Below are 21,337 nucleotides of genomic sequence, written 5' to 3'. Positions count from 1 at the left end.
AATTTTTTGCCTTACTATCAACACGTTTATCCATCCTCAAAATAGATCACTTAATTATGTGGATTGGTATAAGCTGCCGTTTTTGATTTTTAGAATAACTCTTCTTCTGTTTTTGTATCTTCTTCAAAAATATCAGTTGGCTGAGACAGTACATATTTTGTTGGGGCTGTGCCTTTTTCAAAATATTCAAAGCGACTGGTGTAGTCGTTTTTATGACTTAACAAACCTGTTTTTAAATCGATACGAATTGAAACGAGTCCTTCAGGGGGCTCTATTGGCGCTTCTGGTGTGCCCTCAAGGGCCACTTTCATAAAATCAATCCAAGCTGGTTGTGCCGTTTTAGCGCCCGATTCAGCACCAGAGATTTGGCTGCTATCTAGGTTGTTATTATAGGTTGAGCGTCCTAACGAGTTTCCTGGGTTGTCAAAACCCACCCATACAGACGTTGCTACATTGCGGTTAAAGCCGCTAAACCAAGTATCAACAGAGTCATTCGTTGTGCCTGTTTTACCCGATAGATCGCGCCTATCTAATGCTTGCGCACGCCAACCAGTCCCGCTCCAGCCTGTTTTATGTGTCCAGCTACCGCCACCCCATACAGCGCTGTGCATTGCCTCAGCAATTAAAAAAGCATTTTGCTTTGATATAACACGTGGTGCACAATGTGGTTGTATGGCTTGCTCATCTGCTGTATCGGTATCTAGGTTATTGTTGGCAAAGCTATCCGTAGCTTGAGAGACGGGTAATAGCTCGTCTTCATCGCAAGCAAGAGCAGGGGATGCTTTAAATAGTACATTACCATAGGCATCTTGAATTTCAGATATAAAGTAAGGTTCAATTAAGTGGCCACCATTAGCAAATGTGCTCATGCCGCGAGCAAGCTCTAATGGCGTGATTGATGCACTCCCTAATGCTAAGGATTCACTGCGGTTAATGTCCTCATCTTTAAAGCCAAACTTAAGTAAGTGATCGGCCGTGCGCTGCAGCCCTACACCGCGCAGCAAACGCACAGAAATAACATTTTTAGATTGTGCTAGTGCACGGCGAATACGTATAGGGCCATTATAAACCGCAGGGCTGTTTTTTGGCCGCCACGCTACACCTAAACTTTTATCCCATTGGTTTATTGGCGCATCGTTTAAAATAGAGGCCAATGTATAGCCATTTTTAAGCGCAGCAGAATAAATAAAGGGTTTGATATTAGAGCCAACTTGACGTTTAGCTTGTACCGCTCGATTGTATTGGCTTTGTTCAAAACTGTAACCGCCCACTATGGCTTTAATACGACCATCTTGTGGGTCGAGTGAAACAAGTGCACTGGCCGCTTCAGGTATTTGGCTTAGCAGGTAACTGTCGTCGTTATTTTTACGTAGCCATATTTGCATGCCTGGGGTAAGAATGTCAGTAGCGGCTTTAGGAGCAAAACTTTGACGGTAGCGAGTAATATATTTGCGCGCCCATTTTAAATTATCCCAATTAAGTGTGGTGTATTGGCCATTTTTTAAAATAACGTCAGCGGTTTTTTCAGACACGTTTAATACCACCGCAGCGTGCAAATCAGCAATTACTTTAACTGGTTTTAGCTTTTCTAGTATTTGTTGCTCACCTAAGGCTGGTTGTGTTTCTGGGTCCCATAGCACGTCTACAGGCCCACGAAAGCCATGGCGCATATCGTAGTTATGTAAATTATTTACTAAAGCCGTTTGCGCAGCCTTTTGTACTTTAGACTCTACAGAGGTAAATATTTTAAAACCAGAATTATAAGCTTTATCTACACCATAACGCTTAACCATCTCTGCACGAACCATTTCAGAGATGTAAGGCGCGTACAGGTCTATCTCGGCACCGTGAAAATACGCGGTGATAGGTTGGCTGGTTGCTTCGTTGTATTGTTTTTGTGTTATATAGTTTTCTGTAAGTAAGCGACCAAGCACTACATTACGACGTGCTTTAGCTCTTATGGGGTTACGAATAGGATTAAGCGCAGAGGGCGCTTTAGGTAAACCTGCAATCATTGCCATTTGTGCAAGAGTGAGGTCTTTTAGCTCTTTGCCGTAATAAACTTGAGCAGCTGCACCAATACCAAATGCACGATTACCTAGTTCTATTTTATTAAGGTAAAGCTCAAGAATTTCGTCTTTTGTTAATACACTTTCAATATGTAGCGCTATAAAAATCTCTTTAACTTTACGAATATATGCCTTTTCTCGTGTTAAGAAAAAGTTACGAGCGAGCTGCATGGTGATTGTACTCGCGCCTTGTTTTTTTTCACCTGTTGAAATTAAGACAATAGCGGATCGAACAATACCTATGGGATCAATGCCTATATGGTCATAGAAACGGTTATCTTCTGTTGCTAAAAAGGCATCAATTAAAGGTTGCGGAATTTCGTCTATGGTGACAGGGATGCGGCGTTTTTCACCAAATTGATTGATTAACAGTCCATCTTTTGTAAAGACCTGCATAGGGGTTTGTAATTGCACGTCTTTTAAAACTTGCACACTGGGGATATCAGGTTTAACGTAATAATAAAGGCTGATTAAAGTGATCAGACCAATTAACGTGCAAATGATAAAAAATTGTAATGTTCGTTTTAATAAAATCACTTATATTTCCCTAAATGGACTCCCAATTGCGAGTTTAGACTGCTAGTATATATTGATTAAAAAATGAATAATATTTTTTACTAAAAAAATTATAACTTGTTTATTATTAAAACAAAGGTCAAGTTGCAAACATGCTAAGTCAACTATTTCAAAAGCCATCAGCTGCGATGGTCGGAATTGATATCGGATCGCACTCTATCAAAGCAGTGCTTTTAAGTGAAATTGAAACGGGATTTCGACTAGAAGCACTTGCAATTGAACCTATGCCTAAAGGCGCGATGAGCGAGCGCTCAATTCAAGATATTGAAGCAATTGGTAATGTGATTACAAAATTAAAAAGAAAACTACCAAAATCGCTAAAATCTGCGGCAGTCGCTGTATCAGGACAAACTGTTATCACCAAAGTTATTTTTATGGATGTTTCATTAAGTGACGCTGAATTAGAGTCACAAATTGAAATTGAGGCTGACAGCTTAATCCCTTATCCCCTCGACGAAGTGAGCTTAGATTTCGAAAAGCTTTCTACTAATGAAGCCGATCCCAGTAAAATGAATGTACTACTCTCTGCTGCGCGTACCGAGAGCGTCGAGGCGCGTGTAGGTGCACTTGAAGCTGCAAACTTAACCGCTAAAGTGGTTGATGTAGAAAGCTATGCATTGAGCCGAGCAATGGATGTGTATTATCAGCAACTCCCAAGTGACGCCTTTAATAAGTGTGTTGCAGTGGTAGATATTGGCGCGGTGTTGATGTTGGTAAGTGTGGTGCAAGCCGGTGAAACAATTTACACCCGCGACCAAGTGTTTGGTGGTGACCAATACACCAATAGTATCGTGTCATACTATAACAAGAGCTTTGATGAGGCTGAGATAGGTAAAACAACAGGTGATTTACCCCCTAACTACACTTTTGAAGTACTTGCACCGTTTCAAACATCATTATTGCAGCAAGTGCGACGTGCGGTACAAATGTTTTTAACAACCACAGGTAAAGATCAAGTTGATTATATTGTACTAACCGGTGGCACATCGATGATCGAAGGGCTCGATCGTTTATTAATAGAGGAGCTGGGTATTCATGCTGTTGTAGCTGAACCGTTTGCAAATATGGAAATTTCACCAAAAGTAGACCGAAATATAATGCAGCGAAATAGAACACAGTTTGCAATCGCTACTGGTTTGGCATTAAGGAGCTTTTCATCATGCCACATATAAATTTACTGCCTTGGCGCGAGTTGCAACGTGAAGAGTCTAAGAAGAAGTTCATCACAATTATAGTTGCGGTGGTCATTGGTTGCTTTGCATGTATGTACCTGCTTAGTTCTTTTTATGCAGGTTTAAAAGATGGCCAAAACTTAAAAAATAACTATCTCAGTTCAGAAATAAGCATGCTTGATAAAAAAATTAGTGAAATTCGAGATCTTGATAAACGAAAAGAAAATTTACAACAACGTATGCGATTAATCGAAGAGTTGCAAAGCAGTCGTAATTTAGGCACTCAAATTATGGATGAGGTGGCGAAGATTGTTCCTCAAGGGGTATATCTCACTAAGCTTGAGCGCCGCGGTAGACAAATACATGTACTTGGTCGAAGTGAATCAAACAATCGCTTATCTACGATGCTGCGTCAGGTGCAAGGCTCATACTTATTAGAAAGACCCACCATGCAAGGTATTGTGGCAGGCGATCAGGCATCACGGTTACTTAGTGATTTTAATATGGAGTTTTATGTAAAAGCATTTGATGAAATTGGTGAGGTAAGTGATGAACCTTGATTTAAAAGCTCTAAATGAAATAGATTGGAATGAAATTGAGCTCGATAATGTGGGTGAATGGCCTGTTGCAGTAAAAGCAATTTGCTGCTTATTTGTCGCCGGTTTAGTGTTATTTTTTAGCTATAGCTTATTGGTATCTGATGAAATAGACAGCTACCACAGTGCTGTAGCAAAAGAAGTGGAGCTACGTAGCACTTATAGAGCTAAATATGCCGTAGCTAGTAAACTTGATGTATATCGTCAGCAAATGGTTGATATGGAAGATAAGTTTTCTCAATTGTTAAAGCGGCTACCTACATCAAATGAAACACCGGGTCTACTTGATGATTTATCTTATGTAGGGACTACCAGCGGTTTAACATTTTTAAAAATTGGTTGGTTACCGGAAGTCGAAAAAGAGTTTTACACAGAGCTCCCTATAAAAATTGAAGTTATAGGCACTTACCATGAGTTCGGTGAATTTGTTGGAAAAGTAGCCCAATTACCACGAATTGTTAGTTTACATGACTTTTCGATTGTATCATCTGGTGAAAAACAACTAACATTCAGTGTAGTAGCAAAAACATATCGTTATGAAGAAGGGGTTAAAAAGTGAGATTAGTCCCTTTATTATCGCTGTCTATTTTATTTTTAGCAGGTTGTAATGACGATACGTCTGAGCAAAAAGAGTTTATTAATCAAGTTAAAGCCAGTACCACGGCTAAAGTTGAGGAAATACCCGAATTAACTCAGTTTGAACATTTTGAATATAATGCATCACAATTGCGAAGCCCTTTTGTAGCACCACAACCTGAAATTATTCAAAATAAACTAACGCAAATTAAAAATTGTTTACACCCTGACCCTGATAGAGTGAGAGAGCCGCTAGAAAAATACCCGCTCGATAACCTATCTATGAAAGGGACGTTAGGCTCTAACGGACAAATGTGGGCATTGATCACCGCAGCAGATGAAACGCTGCATAGAGTAACGATAAATAATTACTTAGGGACCTATGACGGTAAAGTTAAGTCTGTAAGTAGTGATTATGTAGAATTAGTGGAATTAATCCCTGATGGGTCGGGTTGTTGGAAAGAGCGGCTGACTAAATTGGAAATGTTAGAGGCGGCAAATAATGGCGCAAATTAATAATAAAAAAGGTAAAACACACATGTATAAGGATGTACTTTGGCATCATCGCTTTCAAACGATGTTCTTTGTCATATTGACTCTTTTTGTTGTGAAAACAGCTAGTGCAGCGCCATTACTTTACGATGTACGCTATAACCCATTGCTAAAAGGCGAGACCGAATTACAGCTTGTATTTGACGAAGAGCTAACACAACAACCTAAAATTCAGGTACATAACACACCAGCGCGTATAGAGATACTGTTTGATGGTGTTGAATTAGAGCAGGGCCTTGAAAATGTACCGGTCGATCACGCAGGTATTAATAGTGTTAGCAGCGTACAGACAGAGCAAGGTTTAAAAGTTACTGTAAATTTGGAACGTTTAAAAATATACGAAACACAAGTTAATAATAACTTAGTGTCGTTGCGCGTATCGGATAACCCACTTACTGAACAAGCTTCTGATGAAAGCAGCAATGGTTATGATGCCTCAAGCGCTTATATTAACCGGATTCAATCTATTGATTTTCGCCGTGGTGAAAAAGGTGAAGCAAAAGTTTTAGTATTTTTGCAAGACACGCAAGCTGCAATAGAAGTACATGAAAGCGGTGGAAAAATAATTGCAGAGTTTCATCATACAGATATTTTAGACGACTTACTGTATGAACTAGATGTATTAGATTTTGGCACTGTTGTAAGTACCATTGAAACCTTTAAAGAAGATAGCCTAAGCCGTGTAGTTATTGAGCCTAATGCTGCTTTTACCTTTACCTACCAGCAAATAGATAACATTTTAACGTTAACGATTGAAAAAGATGAAACGCAAAATGCTTATTTAGATGGAGGCAAAGAATACCAGGGTCGTCCAATGACCTTAAACTTCCAAGATATTTCGGTTAGAGCTGTACTGCAAATAATAGCGGGCTATAACGAGTTTAACTTAGTAACGAGTGACTCAGTAACCGGCAACATCACGCTTCGTTTAGATGGCGTTCCATGGGATCAGGCCCTAGATGTTGTGCTGCGTATTAAAGGCCTTGATAAGCGCATGGATGGCTCTATATTGATGGTGGCGCCAGCTGAAGAGCTAGCCGCCCGTGAAGCGAAAGATTTATTAGCTAAACAAAAGGTCGAGGATTTAGAGCCGCTTTACAGTGAGTATATTCGTTTAAACTATGCTAAAGCTGAAGACTTTGCGGATTTACTTAAAACTGACACGAACAGCATCATTTCTGCCCGTGGCAGTGTATCGGTCGACCAGCGTACCAATACTTTACTTATTAAAGATACAGCGAAGAGTATTGAAAGTATCCGTCGTATGATTGAAACACTTGATATCCCAGTGCAACAAGTTGTTATTGAATCACGTATGGTAACGGTACGCGATAATGTCACAGAAGATTTAGGTGTACGTTGGGGATTTAGCGACCAACAAGATAGTGATGGTATTTCAGGCTCACTTGAAGGTGCTGAGTCTATCTCAAATGGTACTATTCCTGACTTATCAGATCGTCTTAATGTAAACCTACCTATTACTAACCCTGCGGCGAGTATTGGTTTACACATAGCCAAGTTGGCTAATGGCACCTTAATTGATTTAGAGCTGAGCGCTTTAGAGGAAGAAAATAAAGGTGAGATTATTGCGAGCCCGCGCATTACTGCAGCTAATCAGCAAAAAGCACGTATTGAGCAAGGTACTGAAATCCCCTATACCGAATCAGCCTCAAGTGGTGCTACTACTGTAAGCTTTAAAAAAGCGGTATTGAGCCTTGAGGTTACACCGCATATAACGCCGGATAACAAAGTTATTTTAGACTTAGTTATTACACAAGATACTCGTGGCGAAACGGTTCAAACCGGAACAGGTGAAGCGGTGTCGATAGACACTCAACAAATTGAAACACAAGTGCTGGTTGATAATGGCCAAACCGTTGTGCTGGGTGGTATTTTTCAGCAGCAAATAATTAATACCACAAATAAAGTACCTGTACTTGGTGATATTCCCTATGTTGGACGCTTATTTAAGAGCACCAGCGAGTTTAATGAGAAACGTGAATTACTTATTTTCGTGACACCGAAAATACAAATAGACTAAAATTTAGTGGTTTTATGTTCGCCAACGAGTGTTTATTGATAATAATTGCTCGTTATATGGCTTTTTATTGTATTAGACTTGAAATACCCGGCCAATTACTGAGATAATCCCCTCCTTAATTTTGGGGCCAGGTCGTTAGGCGGGGTTTTATTTCAAATTTTAGAGTTCGTTTGTACTAAAAGATATGGCTGAGAAACGTAATATATTTCTAGTTGGCCCCATGGGGGCTGGCAAAAGCACGATTGGTCGTCACATCGCTGACCAATTACACCTTGAATTTGTCGATTCTGATCAAGAAATCGAACGCCGTACCGGTGCAGATATTGCCTGGGTGTTTGATCTTGAGGGTGAAGAAGGCTTTAGACTTCGTGAAGAATCTGTTATTGGCGACTTAACCGAAATGCAAGGTATTGTACTTGCAACCGGTGGTGGGTCAGTAATGAGTAAAGAAGTTCGAAACAAGCTTTCGGCTCGCGGTATCGTTGTATACCTAGAGACACCTATAGAAAAGCAAGTTGCACGCACGCAACGCGACAAGCGTCGCCCATTACTGCAAACTGAAGAAGCACCTCGTAATGTACTAGAGCGCTTAGCAGAAGAACGCGAGCCACTATACAAAGAAGTTGCCGATTTTGTTGTACGCACCGATGAGCAAAGCGCTAAAGTTGTTGCTAACCAAATCATCGAGAAATTAGATTTTTAAAAACCAATAATAAAGGAAATAACAAAGCATGCTTGAATTAACTGTTAATTTGGACGAGCGAAGTTATCCTATTTTTATTGGTCAATATGCACTTCAAGATAATGGCCGCCTTGTTCACCACATTGGTGATTGTCGGCCTATCATTATCACTAACGACACAGTTGCCCCTTTATATTTGCAAGGACTGCTAGATTCGTTAGCTGAGCTAGACCCTCTTTCTTTTGTCATTCCAGATGGTGAGCAATACAAATCACTTGAATGGTTTGAGAAAATATCTGCTTTTTTATTGCAAAATAATTGCGGTCGAGATACCTGCTTAATAGCATTAGGTGGCGGTGTTATTGGCGATTTAACAGGCTTTGTTGCTGCATGCTATCAACGCGGTGTACCGTTTATTCAAATTCCTACCACGGTACTATCTCAAGTTGACTCCTCTGTTGGGGGCAAAACAGCTGTAAACCACCCACTGGGTAAAAATATGATTGGGGCATTTTATCAGCCGCAAGCTGTTTTTATTGATACTGAATCACTTCATACATTACCGGCGCGTGAATTTGCAGCGGGCATGGCCGAAGTTATCAAGTATGGTCTGATTTACGATACCGAGCTCTTTACTTTTATTGAGCAAAATGCAGAAAAGCTACAGCAATTAGACGAAGCCAGTTTGCAGCATATCATTTATAGATGTTGTGAAATTAAAGCGCTTATTGTTGCGCAAGATGAAAAAGAAAATGGCCTTCGTGCGTTACTCAATTTAGGGCATACCTTTGCTCACGCAATTGAAGCGCAAATGGGGTATGGCGTATGGCTGCATGGTGAGGCTGTTGCGACCGGAATGGTACTGGCTGCTAAATTAGCCCATACACGCGGTGATTTATCGCAAGATGAGGTAGATAGAATTGTAGCGCTACTCAAGCTTTATAATTTGCCTACTGAGATCCCAGCAGAAATGACTGCTGAGCAGTTTTTGATGCATATGCGCAAAGACAAAAAAAATAAAAAGGGCACTATCCGTTTTATTTTACCGACAGAATTTGGTCAATGCGCATTGGTAGATGACGTATCAGATGACCACGTTAGAGCGTTAATCGAGCAATAATGCAGGCGCAAATTTTACCAAGCCGAGCGGCGTTGGTGGATAGAATCGCGCTGCAATTTGAATATGGGCAAAACTTGATTGTATTGCTAGGCACCTCAGGCCTTGGCAAAAGTTATATGCTCGAAACCTTCATCACCGACAAATACAACAGTTTTAATAAAGCATTTGTACAAGTAAGTGCCAGTGTAAATGATGTATCACTGATAAGTGATATATTAGAGCAAAGCTTTAACTCTCCGCTGATTGACCACGATTTATCGTTAAGTGAAAACTTTTACCAGCTGCTGCAACAACAGCCGTGCGAGGCCTGTTTATGGGTGCTCGATAATGCAAGGCATTTATCTGAAGAGTTATTACAAGAGTTAGAGTTACTTGCCAAAAATAGCCCTATAACGCTTTATATTATGCTAGCCTCGCAATCAAAGCTGGCTATTAATAATGCCGTTGAAATTTACTTAGAGCCTTTATCTTCCCGAGAATCTAAACAGTTGATGAGCTGGTATTTTCCTAATTTACCGTACGATGAAGACCCCGTATTTAGCGCATTTTTAAATGAAGCAAAAGGCAACCCCAGCTTATTATTAGCATGGCAACCAACGGAGCATGTGGCTGATATTGTAAAAAAAGATACAGTGTCATGGCGTATACATTTAATCTCGTTGTTAATTATTATTATGTTACTAATTATTGGGCTGCTCTATAAAAATGACATGACCCAATGGTGGCAAACGTACTATCAAAACCAACAAAGCCAAGACATAGATACTGCTATTCCTGCTGCTAAAATTACCGCTATCCCAAGAGCGGATAAAGAAGTCAGTAATGACAATGCTGATATTTCAAAAGCGGATTTGCCTTTAGAGCCGGTCAGCGATAAATCACAAGGGAATGTAGCGCCACATAAAAACGATGTGCCGGCGATAATGCAAAGCCTAACGCGTCAGGCTCAACAAAGCGCTCAAAGTGAGCAAAGCGAGGCGTTACCACAAAGCTCAAACACTCCTGAGTCTATTGAGCCAATTGAAAGTGACGATAAAGAAAGCTCGCAGTCTAAAACCTCAAATAACGTATCTGATAACGCGTGGTATTTAGCTCAGCCAGATAATAATACAACTGTGCAGCTGCTTGCTGTGACACAGAAAAAAATCACCCGTGAGTTTATTATTCGACATAATTTAAGCCAGCGGGCTAGGGTATATCAAACTAAGCGGAACAATAAAGTATGGTGGGTAGTTACTATTGGCAGTTATGCATCACTCGCTGATGCTAAAAGTGCGTTGTCTGCCTTGCCAAGTACACTTAGAAAGAACAAGCCTTTTTATAAAAAAATCAGCAAAATAAAACAAGAAATTGCACGACTTGATCAGTAAACTGACTCACTTTAGTGTAAAATCGCGCTACAGCAGATTGAAGTTAAGAACCAATGCAACAAAAGAGTAGAGCCTTCCTTAAATGGGCTGGCGGTAAATACAGCCTAGTTGAAGATATTAATGCACGATTATCTCAAGCCAGCAAACATGCTGAAACCTTGGTAGAACCGTTTGTAGGTGCAGGCTCAGTATTCTTAAACAGTAATTTTAAACACTATTTACTTAACGACATCAATGCTGACTTAATTAACTTATACAAAGAGCTCAAGCGCTCACCTGATGAGTTTATAAGTGACTCTAAAAAGTTGTTTGTTGATTTAAATAACCATCCAGACGCTTACTACGAATACCGTGTACAGTTTAATAAAAGCAATGATGTATATGAGCGCGCAATGCTCTTTTTATACATGAATCGCCATGGTTACAATGGATTGTGCAGGTATAATCTCAAAGGCATTTTTAACGTGCCATTTGGTAAATATAAAAAGCCTTATTTTCCAGAAAAAGAAATGTACTTTTTTGCCGAAAAAGCACAAAAAGCCACATTTACCTGCCTAAGCTACGATGATGTGTTTAAGCTTGTGCCAAACAACGCGGTTATTTATTGCGATCCGCCTTATGTGCCGCTAAGTAAAACAGCGTCGTTTACCTCTTATGCTAAAGGCGGGTTTAATTTAGACGATCAAGCAAACTTGGCAAACTTAGCCGAGCAAGCTGCGTTTGAAAACAATACCCCAGTGCTTATATCTAACCACGATACCGTGTGGACGCGAAAAATTTATAGCCAAGCTACGCTTGGTAAAATTCAGGTAAAACGTACTATCAGCCCTAAAGGTGGCTCACGCAACAAAGTTGACGAGTTAATGGCTATGTATTTAGCACCCAAGCAACCACTGCATAAATTGTCACTACAAAAATAACGAAAAACAGCACAGCTAAAGCAATAATAAAAAGAGGGGAGTGTTGTTGGAAGTCGGCTTGGCGTTTGTGCTCTGATTGCACACCAAAAAATGCTGCTAGCACACTTTGCAACGCGCTAATAAAGTGCAGCATTATTTAAAAAAGAGGTTTTATTGAAGGCGTATTTTTAGCGTCTTCTGAGCTAGTTAATAGCTCTAATAAATCTAAATAATGAAATTGCGCACTGCGACTATCGCCTGTTAGCCACGAAAACCACGACGAATCTTCTTCTACTTTCGTACATGTTAGGGCGCTTGGAGTGTTATTACTACTTGCCTGATTGTGACAGTTGCTAACTAAGCTTAAATCTTGCTCAGAACTTGGCGCAAAACTAAATGCCCCAATAAATAACAATGCCGACGCAATTAAGATCCCTGTTTTAAAAGCACGCATAATATTAGCCTAAAAGTAAGTTACTCCTTCAATAATAACAAAAGCTGTATAAATAACAAACTAATATTTCCCTGTGATAGTTAAAGCTTTATATAAATAAATTCTTATGTATTTAAATTGCTATTTTAGTTATACCCAATTTGCCGTGTATTACTTGGGAAACTCCAGTATTTACGGTACATTAAGGCATATTTTATTGATTGACGGATTACTATGCTAAACCCTGAACAAAAATACTTAATAGCGCCTTCTATTTTGTCAGCTGACTTTGCAAAATTAGGTGAAGATGTAGATAAGGTACTCGCTGCAGGTGCTGATGTAGTACATTTTGATGTCATGGATAATCACTACGTGCCTAATCTCACAATAGGCCCTATGGTGTGCAAAGCGCTTAGAAATTACGGGGTAACGGCCCCTATCGATGTACACCTAATGGTAAAGCCTGTAGATAGTATAATCCCTCAGTTCGCAGAGGCCGGTGCATCAATAATTACCTTTCACCCAGAGGCGAGTGAGCACATAGACCGCACCATACAACTTATTAAAGATCATAGTTGTAAGGCCGGTTTAGTATTTAATCCTGCCACTAGCCTGAGCTATCTCGATCACGTTATTGATAAGTTAGACACTATTTTATTAATGTCGGTAAATCCAGGTTTTGGCGGCCAAAGCTTTATCCCCCACACCCTTGAAAAACTAGCCCAAGCTAAGCAGCGCATCGTTGAGTCGGGTCGTGATATTCGCTTAGAAGTTGATGGCGGTATTAAGGTTGATAATATAGCCGCAGCAGCGCAAGCAGGTGCCGACATGTTTGTAGCTGGGTCTGCTATTTTTAATGAGCCTGATTATAAAGTGGTTATTGATCAAATGCGTGAGCAGTTAGGAAACGTAAAGTAATGAAATATGATGTAGCTTTGTTCGACCTTGACGGCACACTTGTTGATAGCGTTTACGATTTATACTTAGCAATAAATTTAACACTGAGTGATTTAGCATTTCCTATTGTTAGCCAAAGCTTGGTCGAAAGCTGGATAGGCAATGGTATTGAAACCCTGGTTAAGCGTGCACTCAGTGGTGATATGCAAATTAGCGAACACTTAGATGAAGCGCTTAGTGCAAAAGCTATTGCTTTATTCTATCAACATTATGAGCAGCTAGTGGGCGAATATAGCGTGTTGTATCAACATGTAGAAACAGGGCTTAATGCGCTCAGTGGTATGCCTAAAGCGCTCGTTACCAATAAGGCGCGCATATTTACCGAAATACTACTTGATAAGCTTTCCCTTACGCGCCACTTTGAAGTAATCGTGTGTGGAGATGATATGGCTAAAAAGCCGTCGCCAGCGCCTTTGCTGTATGCATGTAAAAAGCTGAATGTTGAGCCGAGTAAGGCTATTATGATTGGCGATTCTAAAAGCGATATATTGGCAGCACATGCCGCTAAAATTGATGTCATAGCGGTGGATTATGGTTATAACCAAGGCGAAAACCTTGAGGATTATAATCCACAGTACCTATGCGAGAACTTCTTAGATATAATACCAACACTAACACAGCGTTAAAATTTTCAATTAACTAAACAACATTAAAGGAAAATCATGAGTAAACCAGTAGTTTTAAGTGGCATTCAGCCAACCGGTGGTATGACAATAGGCAACTATGTTGGCGCTATTAACCAGTGGCTAAAGCTACAGGAAGACCACGAAAGTTTCTTTATGCTTGTTGATTTACATGCGATTACTGTTCGTCAAGAGCCTGAACTTCTTCGCTCTCGAGTATTAGATGGTATAGCCTTGTACGCGGCGTGTGGCATAGACCCTGAAAAATCAGCCTTATTTGTACAGTCACAAGTGCCAGAGCATGCGCAGTTAGCATGGGTGCTAAATTGTTATGCGCAAATGGGCGAGCTTAACCGCATGACTCAGTTTAAAGATAAATCATCTAAACATGCTAATAATGTAAACGTCGGCTTATTTTCATACCCAGTATTGCAAGCAGCGGATATTTTATTATACCAAGCAGACCAAGTACCGGTAGGGGATGATCAAAAGCAGCACTTAGAGTTAACGCGCGATATAGCTACACGCTTTAATAATTTATACGGTGATGTATTTAAATTACCTGAGCCTTATATCCCAGAATTTGGCGCACGCGTAATGAGCCTTCAAGATCCGCTTAAAAAAATGTCTAAGTCTGATGAAAACCCTAACGGCTACATCATGCTATTAGATGAGCCTAAAAAGATTGAGAAAAAGCTTAAAAAAGCAGTAACCGATTCAGACGAGCAAGCACGTATTTACTTTGACCGTACTGAAAAACCAGGCGTTTCTAATTTACTTACTTTATTAAGCGTAGCCACTAAGCGCTCAATTGAAGACTTAGTGCCAGAGTACGAAGATAAAATGTATGGCCACCTGAAAAAAGATACAGCCGATGCTGTAGTGAGCATGATTGAGCCAATTCAAGCACGTTTTAAAGAGATCAGAGAAGATCAAAACCTACTTGATAGCATCATGAAATCAGGTGCAGAAAAGGCAAGTGTACGTGCAGAAAAAACCCTTAAATCAGTTTACGATGCACTAGGATTTATTCCTCGTACATAAAATGCTTCAACAGACCCTAGTATAAGCGAATAAAAATGCCGCTAAATTTAGCGGCATTTTTGTATGTAACTTCTAATACTTGACTCATCGCTTAAAGGTCATCATTGTTCATCTAATGGGTCTAAATGCAGGTGATTCGCAGGCTTTCACAATAAAAGAATAGCCATAAGGCATAGTTTCATTTGGCGTAATCTCTATTATTTCGTAATCGTTCAACTCTACCACTTTGCTATTTTTGGCTTTTTTACACCTTGAGTACTCATCTGCTTCGTAATTAAATGCAAACATCGCTATAAGGCGTTTACTACGTTCAAAATAACCTTCAGTAGCAACAAATGAACTTGCAGATTCGGCGAGCTCATTTATTTCTTCTGTTTTTGGTGAGCCAGGTTCCTGTTTAGCTAGCCTTTTATTTAGATTGTCCACAGCTTGCTCCTTCACCTCAGGTGAGTCACTGGCCAGCTCTCTTCCAAAATAAAAGCCGTTTTCTATGTCTGATAAAAATGTTGCTTCATCCCTATCGTCTACTAAGGAATAGAGGGTACTTAAAGTTATGAAGGCTAATATTAATCTAATAGATGCGGTAAGTAAGGGAGAGTAGCTTTGACTTATATATTTAATGCTTTGCGATCCAAATGGCTTTATAAGTAACAGCATTATGATATAAAAGGGTAAAATAAATTGAAATATTAGTAATGTACAGAGTGTAATTCCTAATGCCCAAATGGGTAAATATATCAAAGTTGCAAAATTGTGTGTGTAGCTCATGTTTGCAGCTGATACGTGAGTTACATCGTTAACAATGCTGCTTGCATTTGCCAAAACAAAATTAGCAATGGTTGCATAAAAAACCAAAATTAAAGCTTTGCCTGCTAAGGAGTGCCAAAGTTTATTAAACTTTGGCCAAAATTCAATGACCAAGGCAGTCATTGTTAAAAGCGCACAAAGTGACCAAGATTTAAAGAAAATCACAGATATAAGCGCTGCTAAGTAAAGCTTTTGCGCGGTGCTAAGGCTAAACCATATGGGTTTAATATGCCCATCAATATCAGCTTTAAAAGGCTGCGATTTTTTTTGCAGCTGTTTAAATAGCCTACTGGCTCGCCATTTTATAATTTTAAAAGGCCTTAACACCGACTTTCCTTATCGTAAGAAGTAATAAACCCCAATTAGTTTAATAGGGGCTTTAGGTAATGCCCAGTATGCGAGCGCTCACATTTAGCGACCTCTTCAGGTGTGCCTGCAATGAGTATTTCACCGCCGCCAGCACCGCCTTCAGGGCCTAAATCAACCACCCAGTCTGCGGTTTTAACCACATCTAAGTTATGCTCAATCACTACTATGGTATTACCGTGATCACGCAGACGATGTAATACCACAAGTAGTTGTTCAATATCGGCAAAGTGAAGGCCGGTTGTTGGCTCATCAAGTATGTAAAGAGTTTTACCTGTATCGCGTTTAGATAGCTCACGAGCCAGTTTTACACGCTGAGCTTCACCACCAGAGAGCGTGGTAGCAGCCTGCCCTAGGCGAATATACGATAAACCAACGTCCATAAGGGTTTTAAGCTTGCGGGCTATTGTGGGTATTTTATCAAAATAGTCGTGCGCGTCTTCAACCGTCATTTCGAGTACTTGGTGAATGTTTTTACCTTTGTATTGCACTTCTAAGGTTTCGCGGTTATAGCGCGCACCCTTACATACATCACACGGTACATATACATCAGGTAAAAAGTGCATTTCTACTTTAATTACGCCATCGCCTTGGCAAGCTTCACAGCGCCCGCCTTTTACGTTAAAGCTAAAACGACCTACTTTATAGCCACGTGAACGGGCTTCTTGTGTTCCTGCAAATAACTCACGAATACCGGTAAAAATACCTGTGTAGGTTGCAGGGTTTGAGCGCGGTGTACGGCCAATCGGGCTTTGGTCAATATCAATCACTTTATCAAAATGATCAAGGCCACTAATTGACTTGTAAGGCGCGGCTTCCGCTGTGGTCGCACCGTTAAGTTCAGTATGCGCAAGCTTAAAAAGTGTATCGTTAATGAGCGTTGATTTACCTGAGCCCGATACTCCTGTAATACAGGTTAATAAGCCAAATGGAATTTTTAAGTCTACATTTTTAAGGTTATTACCTGTGGCGCCAAACAGCTCAAGCCATTTGTCGCCTGTTGGGTTACGTTCTTGTGGTACTTCTATTTTACGCACGCCAGATAAAAACTGGCCTGTTACCGAGTCTTTGGTCGCTAAAATATCGTCACGTGTACCTTGTGCAATAATATGCCCGCCGTGTACACCCGCGCCTGGGCCAATATCAATAATATGATCGGCTGCGCGAATGGCATCTTCATCATGCTCAACCACAATTACGGTGTTACCTAGGTCGCGTAAATGCACCAAGGTTTGTAATAAACGGTCGTTATCGCGCTGGTGTAAACCAATTGATGGCTCATCCAGTACGTACATTACACCTACAAGGCCTGCACCAATTTGGCTGGCTAAACGAATACGCTGCGCTTCACCACCAGAGAGGGTATCGGCACTGCGTTCAAGCGATAAATAGTTAAGGCCAACATTAATTAAAAACGATAAACGGTCGCGAATTTCTTTCAGAATTTTTTCAGCTATTTGGGCTTTTTGACCTGTGAGTGATAACCCTTCAAAAAAGTCCATTGCCTCGCCAATACTCATATTAGTAATAGCAGGCAGGTTTGTTTGACCTATAAATACGTGGCGTGCTTCTTGGCGTAAACGTGAGCCATGACAGCTAGGGCACGCTTGGCTAGTTTGATATTTAGCCAGCTCTTCGCGTACCGAGTTTGACTCCGTCTCGCGATAGCGACGGTTCATGTTATTTAACACGCCTTCAAACTCGTGGTTACGAGTTATTAAATCGCCTCTGTCGTTACGGTAGTTAAAGGCTATTTTTGTTTTACCTGAGCCTTCTAAAATAATTTTTTGTGATTCTTTAGCAAGTTTTTCAAATGGCACATCTAAATCAAAATTATAGTGCTCGGCAACCGCTTGTAGCATTTGAAAATAATAAAAACTGCGTTTATCCCAGCCTTTTATTGCACCACCGGCCAAGCTTAGCTCAGGGTTATGTACTACGCGGTTAGGATCAAAGTATTGGCGTACGCCTAAACCGTCACAGCTTTGGCATGCCCCCGCAGGGTTATTAAACGAAAATAAACGTGGCTCTAACTCGGTCATTGCATAGCCACAGGTAGGGCAGGCAAAATTTGCCGAGAACAGCATTTCTTCTATCGTGCTGTCGTCCATGTAGGCTACATTTGCTACACCGCCAGACATTTCTAGTGCGGTTTCAAATGATTCGGCTAAACGCTGCTGCTGGCCATCTTTTACTTTAAAGCGGTCAACAACCACTTCAATAGTATGCTTTTTGTGAAGCTCAAGCGTTGGCGGATCGGATAAGTCGCACACTTCGCCATCTATACGAGCACGAATATACCCTTGGCTTGAGAGCTGCTCCAGTAATTTAACATGCTCGCCTTTGCGGTCTTTAACTACCGGGGCTAAAAGCATTAGCTTAGTGCCCTCTGGCAGTGCTAAAACGGTATCAACCATTTGGCTAATTGTTTGAGCTGCAAGGGGTAAGTCGTGAGTTGGGCAGCGTGGCTCTCCCACACGGGCAAACATTAAACGTAAGTAATCGTATATTTCGGTAATGGTACCCACTGTTGAGCGAGGGTTGTGCGATGTAGATTTTTGCTCAATAGAAATGGCGGGAGAGAGGCCTTCAATATGATCAACGTCAGGCTTTTCCATTAACGATAAAAATTGCCTTGCGTAGGCAGAAAGTGACTCTACATAACGACGCTGTCCTTCTGCATATAAAGTATCAAATGCCAGTGATGATTTTCCCGAACCAGATAGGCCTGTGATAACAATTAATTTATCACGTGGGATGGTTAGGCTGATGTCTTTTAAATTGTGCGTACGGGCGCCTCGGACTTCAATGTTTTCCATGCTATCTCGTTTATTACCAAAATTATTTGTCCAGTATCGCATAATACGAAACATTATTAATCAATGATCAACGAAAAAATCCTTACTTATAGGCGATTAATTATTGCCAAGCTTGTGGTAGAATCCCAGCCTAAATTTTTCATATCGTAAGATTACGCAGATAATGACCGCATCTTCACTTAATTCACGAGAAAAACGCGCCGCAGTATCGCTGGCGAGTGTGTTTGCATTTAGAATGCTCGGCTTGTTTATGCTGATGCCTGTATTGGCTATTTATGGTCAATCGCTTGATGGGTTTTCGCCTATGTGGATAGGGTTTGCTATTGGCGCTTATGGTTTAACCCAAGCAGTACTGCAAATACCCATGGGGCGTTTGTCAGATAAAATAGGCCGTAAAAAAGTCATTGTTGGTGGCTTAGTTGTGTTTGCGTTGGGCTCAGTTATTGCAGCACTAGCTGAATCTATTCAGATGGTTACATTGGGCCGAGCACTACAAGGTATGGGCGCTATAGCCAGTGCATTACTTGCTTTTGCCAGCGACCTAAGCCGCGACGAACAACGCCCTAAAGTAATGGCTGTAATTGGTATGAGCATAGGCATGAGTTTCGCCTTTGCTATGTTACTTGGGCCCATAGTTGCAGCGTCGTGGGGCGTAGCAGGGGTATTTTGGTTAACAGCAATCCTTGCCGTGTTTGGTATTGGTATTATTTTATTTTTAGTGCCTAATGCCGTTAATAAAGCGCCTAAAGGCGACACCTTGGCAAGCTTTAGCGACATAAAAAAATTAATTAAGCATCCGCAATTATCGCGCTTAAATGCTGGTGTGTTACTGCTACATTTAACACTCACCACTATTTTTGTGGTACTACCAAGCCAGCTAATAGAAGACGGCTTAGTTGCCAACCACCACTGGTATTTATATATTCCGGTGTTGCTGCTAGCGTTTATTTTAATGGTGCCAATGATGATTATTGCCATTAAAAAAGAAAAAGAAAAACAGGTTTTTATTGGATCAATTGCGCTGCTTTCGGTCAGTATGTTTGCCATGTCTATTTGGGTAAATAGTGTGATTGGCATTGCCATTTGTATGCTGCTTTATTTTGTCGCATTTAATTTCTTGGAAGCGACTATGCCTGCGCTTGTATCGCGTATAGCCCCTGCAAGCCAAAAAGGTTCGGCGATGGGCGGGTATTCCTCTAGCCAGTTTTTAGGGGCTTTTTTAGGTGGTATTTTAGGGGGTTACGTAGCACAAACAACAAGTACACAAGCTGTGTTTGCGGCAGCGGCACTTGTTGGGTTAATATGGCTTATTATTGCGTGGAAAATGCAAGTCCCACCGAAAAGTAAAGTTATTAGTTTAATGACCAATTTAAGTTCTGAAGAGCAAGCTCAAGAACTTGCTTCTCAGCTAGTTGCTTTACCTGGCGTAATAGAAGCAACAGTAGTACGCGACGAAAGCCGCAGCTATTTAAAGATTAATGATAAAGAATTCGACCTAGACCAAGCACGTAAAGTAGCTGGTTTAATCTAACGTTTATAGGAGATGGTTCCATGGCACGCGGTGTGAACAAAGTAATTTTGGTTGGTAATTTAGGACAAGATCCTGAAGTTCGTTACATGCCTAATGGCAATGGTGTAGCAAATATTACCTTAGCAACGTCAGATAGCTATAAAGATAAAAACACTGGCCAAATGGTTGATAAAACTGAGTGGCACCGTGTCGTGTTTTTTGGCAAATTAGCTGAAATTGTTGGCGAATACTGCCGCAAAGGCTCACAAATTTACGTAGAAGGTAAACTACAGACACGTAAATGGACTGATCAGCAAGGCCAAGAAAAATACACAACTGAAATTGTCGTTGATGGCTTTACAGGTCAAATGCAAATGCTAGGCGCTCGTGGTGGTGATCAGCAAGCTGGTGGCTATCAAGGTAATCAAGGCGGCCAACAAGGTGGCGGTTACCAGAATAATCAGCAAGGCGGTGGTTATGGCCAAAATAACCAAGGTCAGCAAGGCGGTGGCTATGGGCAACAACAGCAGGCGGCTCCAGCACAGCGTCCGGCTGCAGCGGCTGCACCACAGCAAAATAACCAATACCAGCAATCAAACAATAGCGGCTTCGCTCCACAGCAAAATAGTGCACCACAGCAGCAAGGTGGTTTTGCACCTAAGCCGCAAAATGCCCCACAAGGCGGCGCATCAAATCCTATGGAACCAACAATAGATTTTGATGATGACATTCCTTTTTAACCAAAGACAAAAATGTTGAAATGTAATTTTAAAAGCCGCTACTAAGCGGCTTTTTTAGTTTTTACTTACAGATAACCACTGCCCAGAGAGCATTTTTTACGATCGAAAGTTAAATGCCAATCTCATACCTGTCCGCAATAAGCTTCATCATTTTGAGGGGCTAAAAGTGTCGCTATCAGTGTTTAAAAATTCTCATTTATAACTGCATGGAAGCAGAAGGTAGAGCAATGCAGAAGCAATTGCCGAGAGAAACTAAATAGCGAATTTTTTTCCTGGCTATCAACACGTTTTTCCATCCACCAAATAGCTCACTTAATTAAGCGGGTGGGTATAAATAGAGTTGACTCTGATGTCTTTATATGTGAAATTTCATATATCTGTTTTT

At 40.8% G+C, this 21,337-nt stretch carries 19 protein-coding genes; 14 read left to right on the top strand and 5 right to left on the bottom strand.

The window, feature by feature from the left end; genetic code table 11:
- Positions 1-89: 89 nt before the first annotated feature.
- Positions 90-2,606 (bottom strand): penicillin-binding protein 1A, encoded by a 2,517-nt coding sequence (locus tag CWC17_RS12595; RefSeq protein WP_138613182.1) that lies wholly within the window; start codon positions 2,604-2,606, stop codon positions 90-92.
- 131 nt (positions 2,607-2,737) lie between these two features.
- Between CWC17_RS12595 and CWC17_RS12590 the strand changes: the two genes are divergently transcribed.
- The 9 genes from CWC17_RS12590 to CWC17_RS12550 all read left to right on the top strand — a co-directional run bounded on the left by CWC17_RS12590 (position 2,738) and on the right by CWC17_RS12550 (position 11,674).
- Entirely contained in the window at positions 2,738-3,817 is a 1,080-nt protein-coding gene (locus CWC17_RS12590; protein WP_138541339.1) for a pilus assembly protein PilM, read from the top strand.
- Positions 3,805-4,377, top strand: a complete 573-nt coding sequence (locus CWC17_RS12585) for a PilN domain-containing protein (protein ID WP_138613180.1) — start codon at positions 3,805-3,807, stop codon at positions 4,375-4,377. The genes CWC17_RS12590 and CWC17_RS12585 overlap by 13 nt, the downstream gene beginning before the upstream one ends.
- Positions 4,367-4,972 carry a type IV pilus inner membrane component PilO gene (locus CWC17_RS12580; RefSeq protein WP_138613186.1) on the top strand — a complete coding sequence of 202 codons (606 nt, stop codon included), beginning with the start codon at positions 4,367-4,369 and terminating at the stop codon, positions 4,970-4,972. The genes CWC17_RS12585 and CWC17_RS12580 overlap by 11 nt, the downstream gene beginning before the upstream one ends.
- Complete coding sequence (locus tag CWC17_RS12575; RefSeq protein ID WP_055014595.1) at positions 4,969-5,505, top strand: pilus assembly protein PilP; 537 nt, start codon at positions 4,969-4,971, stop codon at positions 5,503-5,505. The genes CWC17_RS12580 and CWC17_RS12575 overlap by 4 nt, the downstream gene beginning before the upstream one ends.
- Complete coding sequence (locus CWC17_RS12570; RefSeq protein WP_138613178.1) at positions 5,492-7,582, top strand: type IV pilus secretin PilQ; 2,091 nt, start codon at positions 5,492-5,494, stop codon at positions 7,580-7,582. Before CWC17_RS12575 ends, CWC17_RS12570 begins: the two co-directional genes overlap by 14 nt.
- Before the next feature lie 184 nt (positions 7,583-7,766).
- Positions 7,767-8,285, top strand: a complete 519-nt coding sequence (gene aroK, locus CWC17_RS12565) for a shikimate kinase AroK (protein WP_004589350.1) — start codon at positions 7,767-7,769, stop codon at positions 8,283-8,285.
- A gap of 28 nt (positions 8,286-8,313) precedes the next feature.
- Positions 8,314-9,384: a 3-dehydroquinate synthase gene (gene aroB / locus CWC17_RS12560; RefSeq protein ID WP_138613176.1), complete on the top strand. Its 1,071-nt coding sequence runs from the start codon at positions 8,314-8,316 to the stop codon at positions 9,382-9,384.
- Positions 9,384-10,754 (top strand): AAA family ATPase, encoded by a 1,371-nt coding sequence (locus tag CWC17_RS12555; RefSeq protein WP_138613174.1) that lies wholly within the window; start codon positions 9,384-9,386, stop codon positions 10,752-10,754. The genes aroB and CWC17_RS12555 overlap by 1 nt, the downstream gene beginning before the upstream one ends.
- 53 nt (positions 10,755-10,807) lie before the next feature.
- Positions 10,808-11,674 (top strand): Dam family site-specific DNA-(adenine-N6)-methyltransferase, encoded by an 867-nt coding sequence (locus CWC17_RS12550; protein WP_138541336.1) that lies wholly within the window; start codon positions 10,808-10,810, stop codon positions 11,672-11,674.
- Here CWC17_RS12550 and CWC17_RS12545 read toward each other — a convergent pair.
- Together CWC17_RS12545 and CWC17_RS12540 are read right to left on the bottom strand one after the other, a co-directional pair.
- The gene (locus tag CWC17_RS12545) at positions 11,622-11,807 is read right to left on the bottom strand and encodes a DUF2970 domain-containing protein (RefSeq protein WP_024032525.1); all 186 of its coding nucleotides are present in this window, start codon (positions 11,805-11,807) and stop codon (positions 11,622-11,624) included. The genes CWC17_RS12550 and CWC17_RS12545 overlap by 53 nt on opposite strands.
- Before the next feature lie 3 nt (positions 11,808-11,810).
- Positions 11,811-12,107, bottom strand: coding sequence for a hypothetical protein (locus tag CWC17_RS12540; RefSeq protein WP_138541335.1), 297 nt, complete (start codon positions 12,105-12,107; stop codon positions 11,811-11,813).
- Between the two features lie 213 nt (positions 12,108-12,320).
- Here CWC17_RS12540 and rpe point away from each other — a divergent pair, with 213 nt between their 5' ends.
- Genes rpe through trpS form a run of 3 tightly spaced genes read left to right on the top strand, consistent with a single transcriptional unit; the run spans position 12,321 to position 14,710 of the window.
- Complete coding sequence (gene rpe / locus CWC17_RS12535; protein ID WP_138613172.1) at positions 12,321-13,004, top strand: ribulose-phosphate 3-epimerase; 684 nt, start codon at positions 12,321-12,323, stop codon at positions 13,002-13,004.
- On the top strand, positions 13,004-13,669 hold the full coding sequence (locus CWC17_RS12530; protein WP_138613170.1) for a phosphoglycolate phosphatase: 666 nt from the start codon (positions 13,004-13,006) through the stop codon (positions 13,667-13,669). Before rpe ends, CWC17_RS12530 begins: the two co-directional genes overlap by 1 nt.
- 36 nt (positions 13,670-13,705) lie before the next feature.
- Complete coding sequence (gene trpS, locus CWC17_RS12525) at positions 13,706-14,710, top strand: tryptophan--tRNA ligase (protein ID WP_029771853.1); 1,005 nt, start codon at positions 13,706-13,708, stop codon at positions 14,708-14,710.
- Between the two features lie 108 nt (positions 14,711-14,818).
- On the opposite strand, the gene CWC17_RS12520 is transcribed toward trpS, so the two are convergent.
- Positions 14,819-15,682 carry a hypothetical protein gene (locus CWC17_RS12520; RefSeq protein ID WP_249935923.1) on the bottom strand — a complete coding sequence of 288 codons (864 nt, stop codon included), beginning with the start codon at positions 15,680-15,682 and terminating at the stop codon, positions 14,819-14,821.
- A gap of 197 nt (positions 15,683-15,879) precedes the next feature.
- Positions 15,880-18,702: an excinuclease ABC subunit UvrA gene (gene uvrA, locus CWC17_RS12515; protein ID WP_138613166.1), complete on the bottom strand. Its 2,823-nt coding sequence runs from the start codon at positions 18,700-18,702 to the stop codon at positions 15,880-15,882.
- Between the two features lie 163 nt (positions 18,703-18,865).
- Between uvrA and CWC17_RS12510 the strand changes: the two genes are divergently transcribed.
- The gene (locus tag CWC17_RS12510) at positions 18,866-20,233 is read left to right on the top strand and encodes an MFS transporter (RefSeq protein WP_138613164.1); all 1,368 of its coding nucleotides are present in this window, start codon (positions 18,866-18,868) and stop codon (positions 20,231-20,233) included.
- 20 nt (positions 20,234-20,253) lie between these two features.
- Positions 20,254-20,952 carry a single-stranded DNA-binding protein gene (gene ssb, locus CWC17_RS12505; protein ID WP_138613162.1) on the top strand — a complete coding sequence of 233 codons (699 nt, stop codon included), beginning with the start codon at positions 20,254-20,256 and terminating at the stop codon, positions 20,950-20,952.
- The last annotated feature ends 385 nt before the right edge of the window (positions 20,953-21,337 follow it).

The organism is Pseudoalteromonas sp. S3785, from assembly GCF_005887365.1.
Classification (GTDB): domain Bacteria; phylum Pseudomonadota; class Gammaproteobacteria; order Enterobacterales; family Alteromonadaceae; genus Pseudoalteromonas.
Note: the sequence above shows the minus strand (reverse complement) of the source record. Positions and strands in the feature narration are given on the sequence as shown.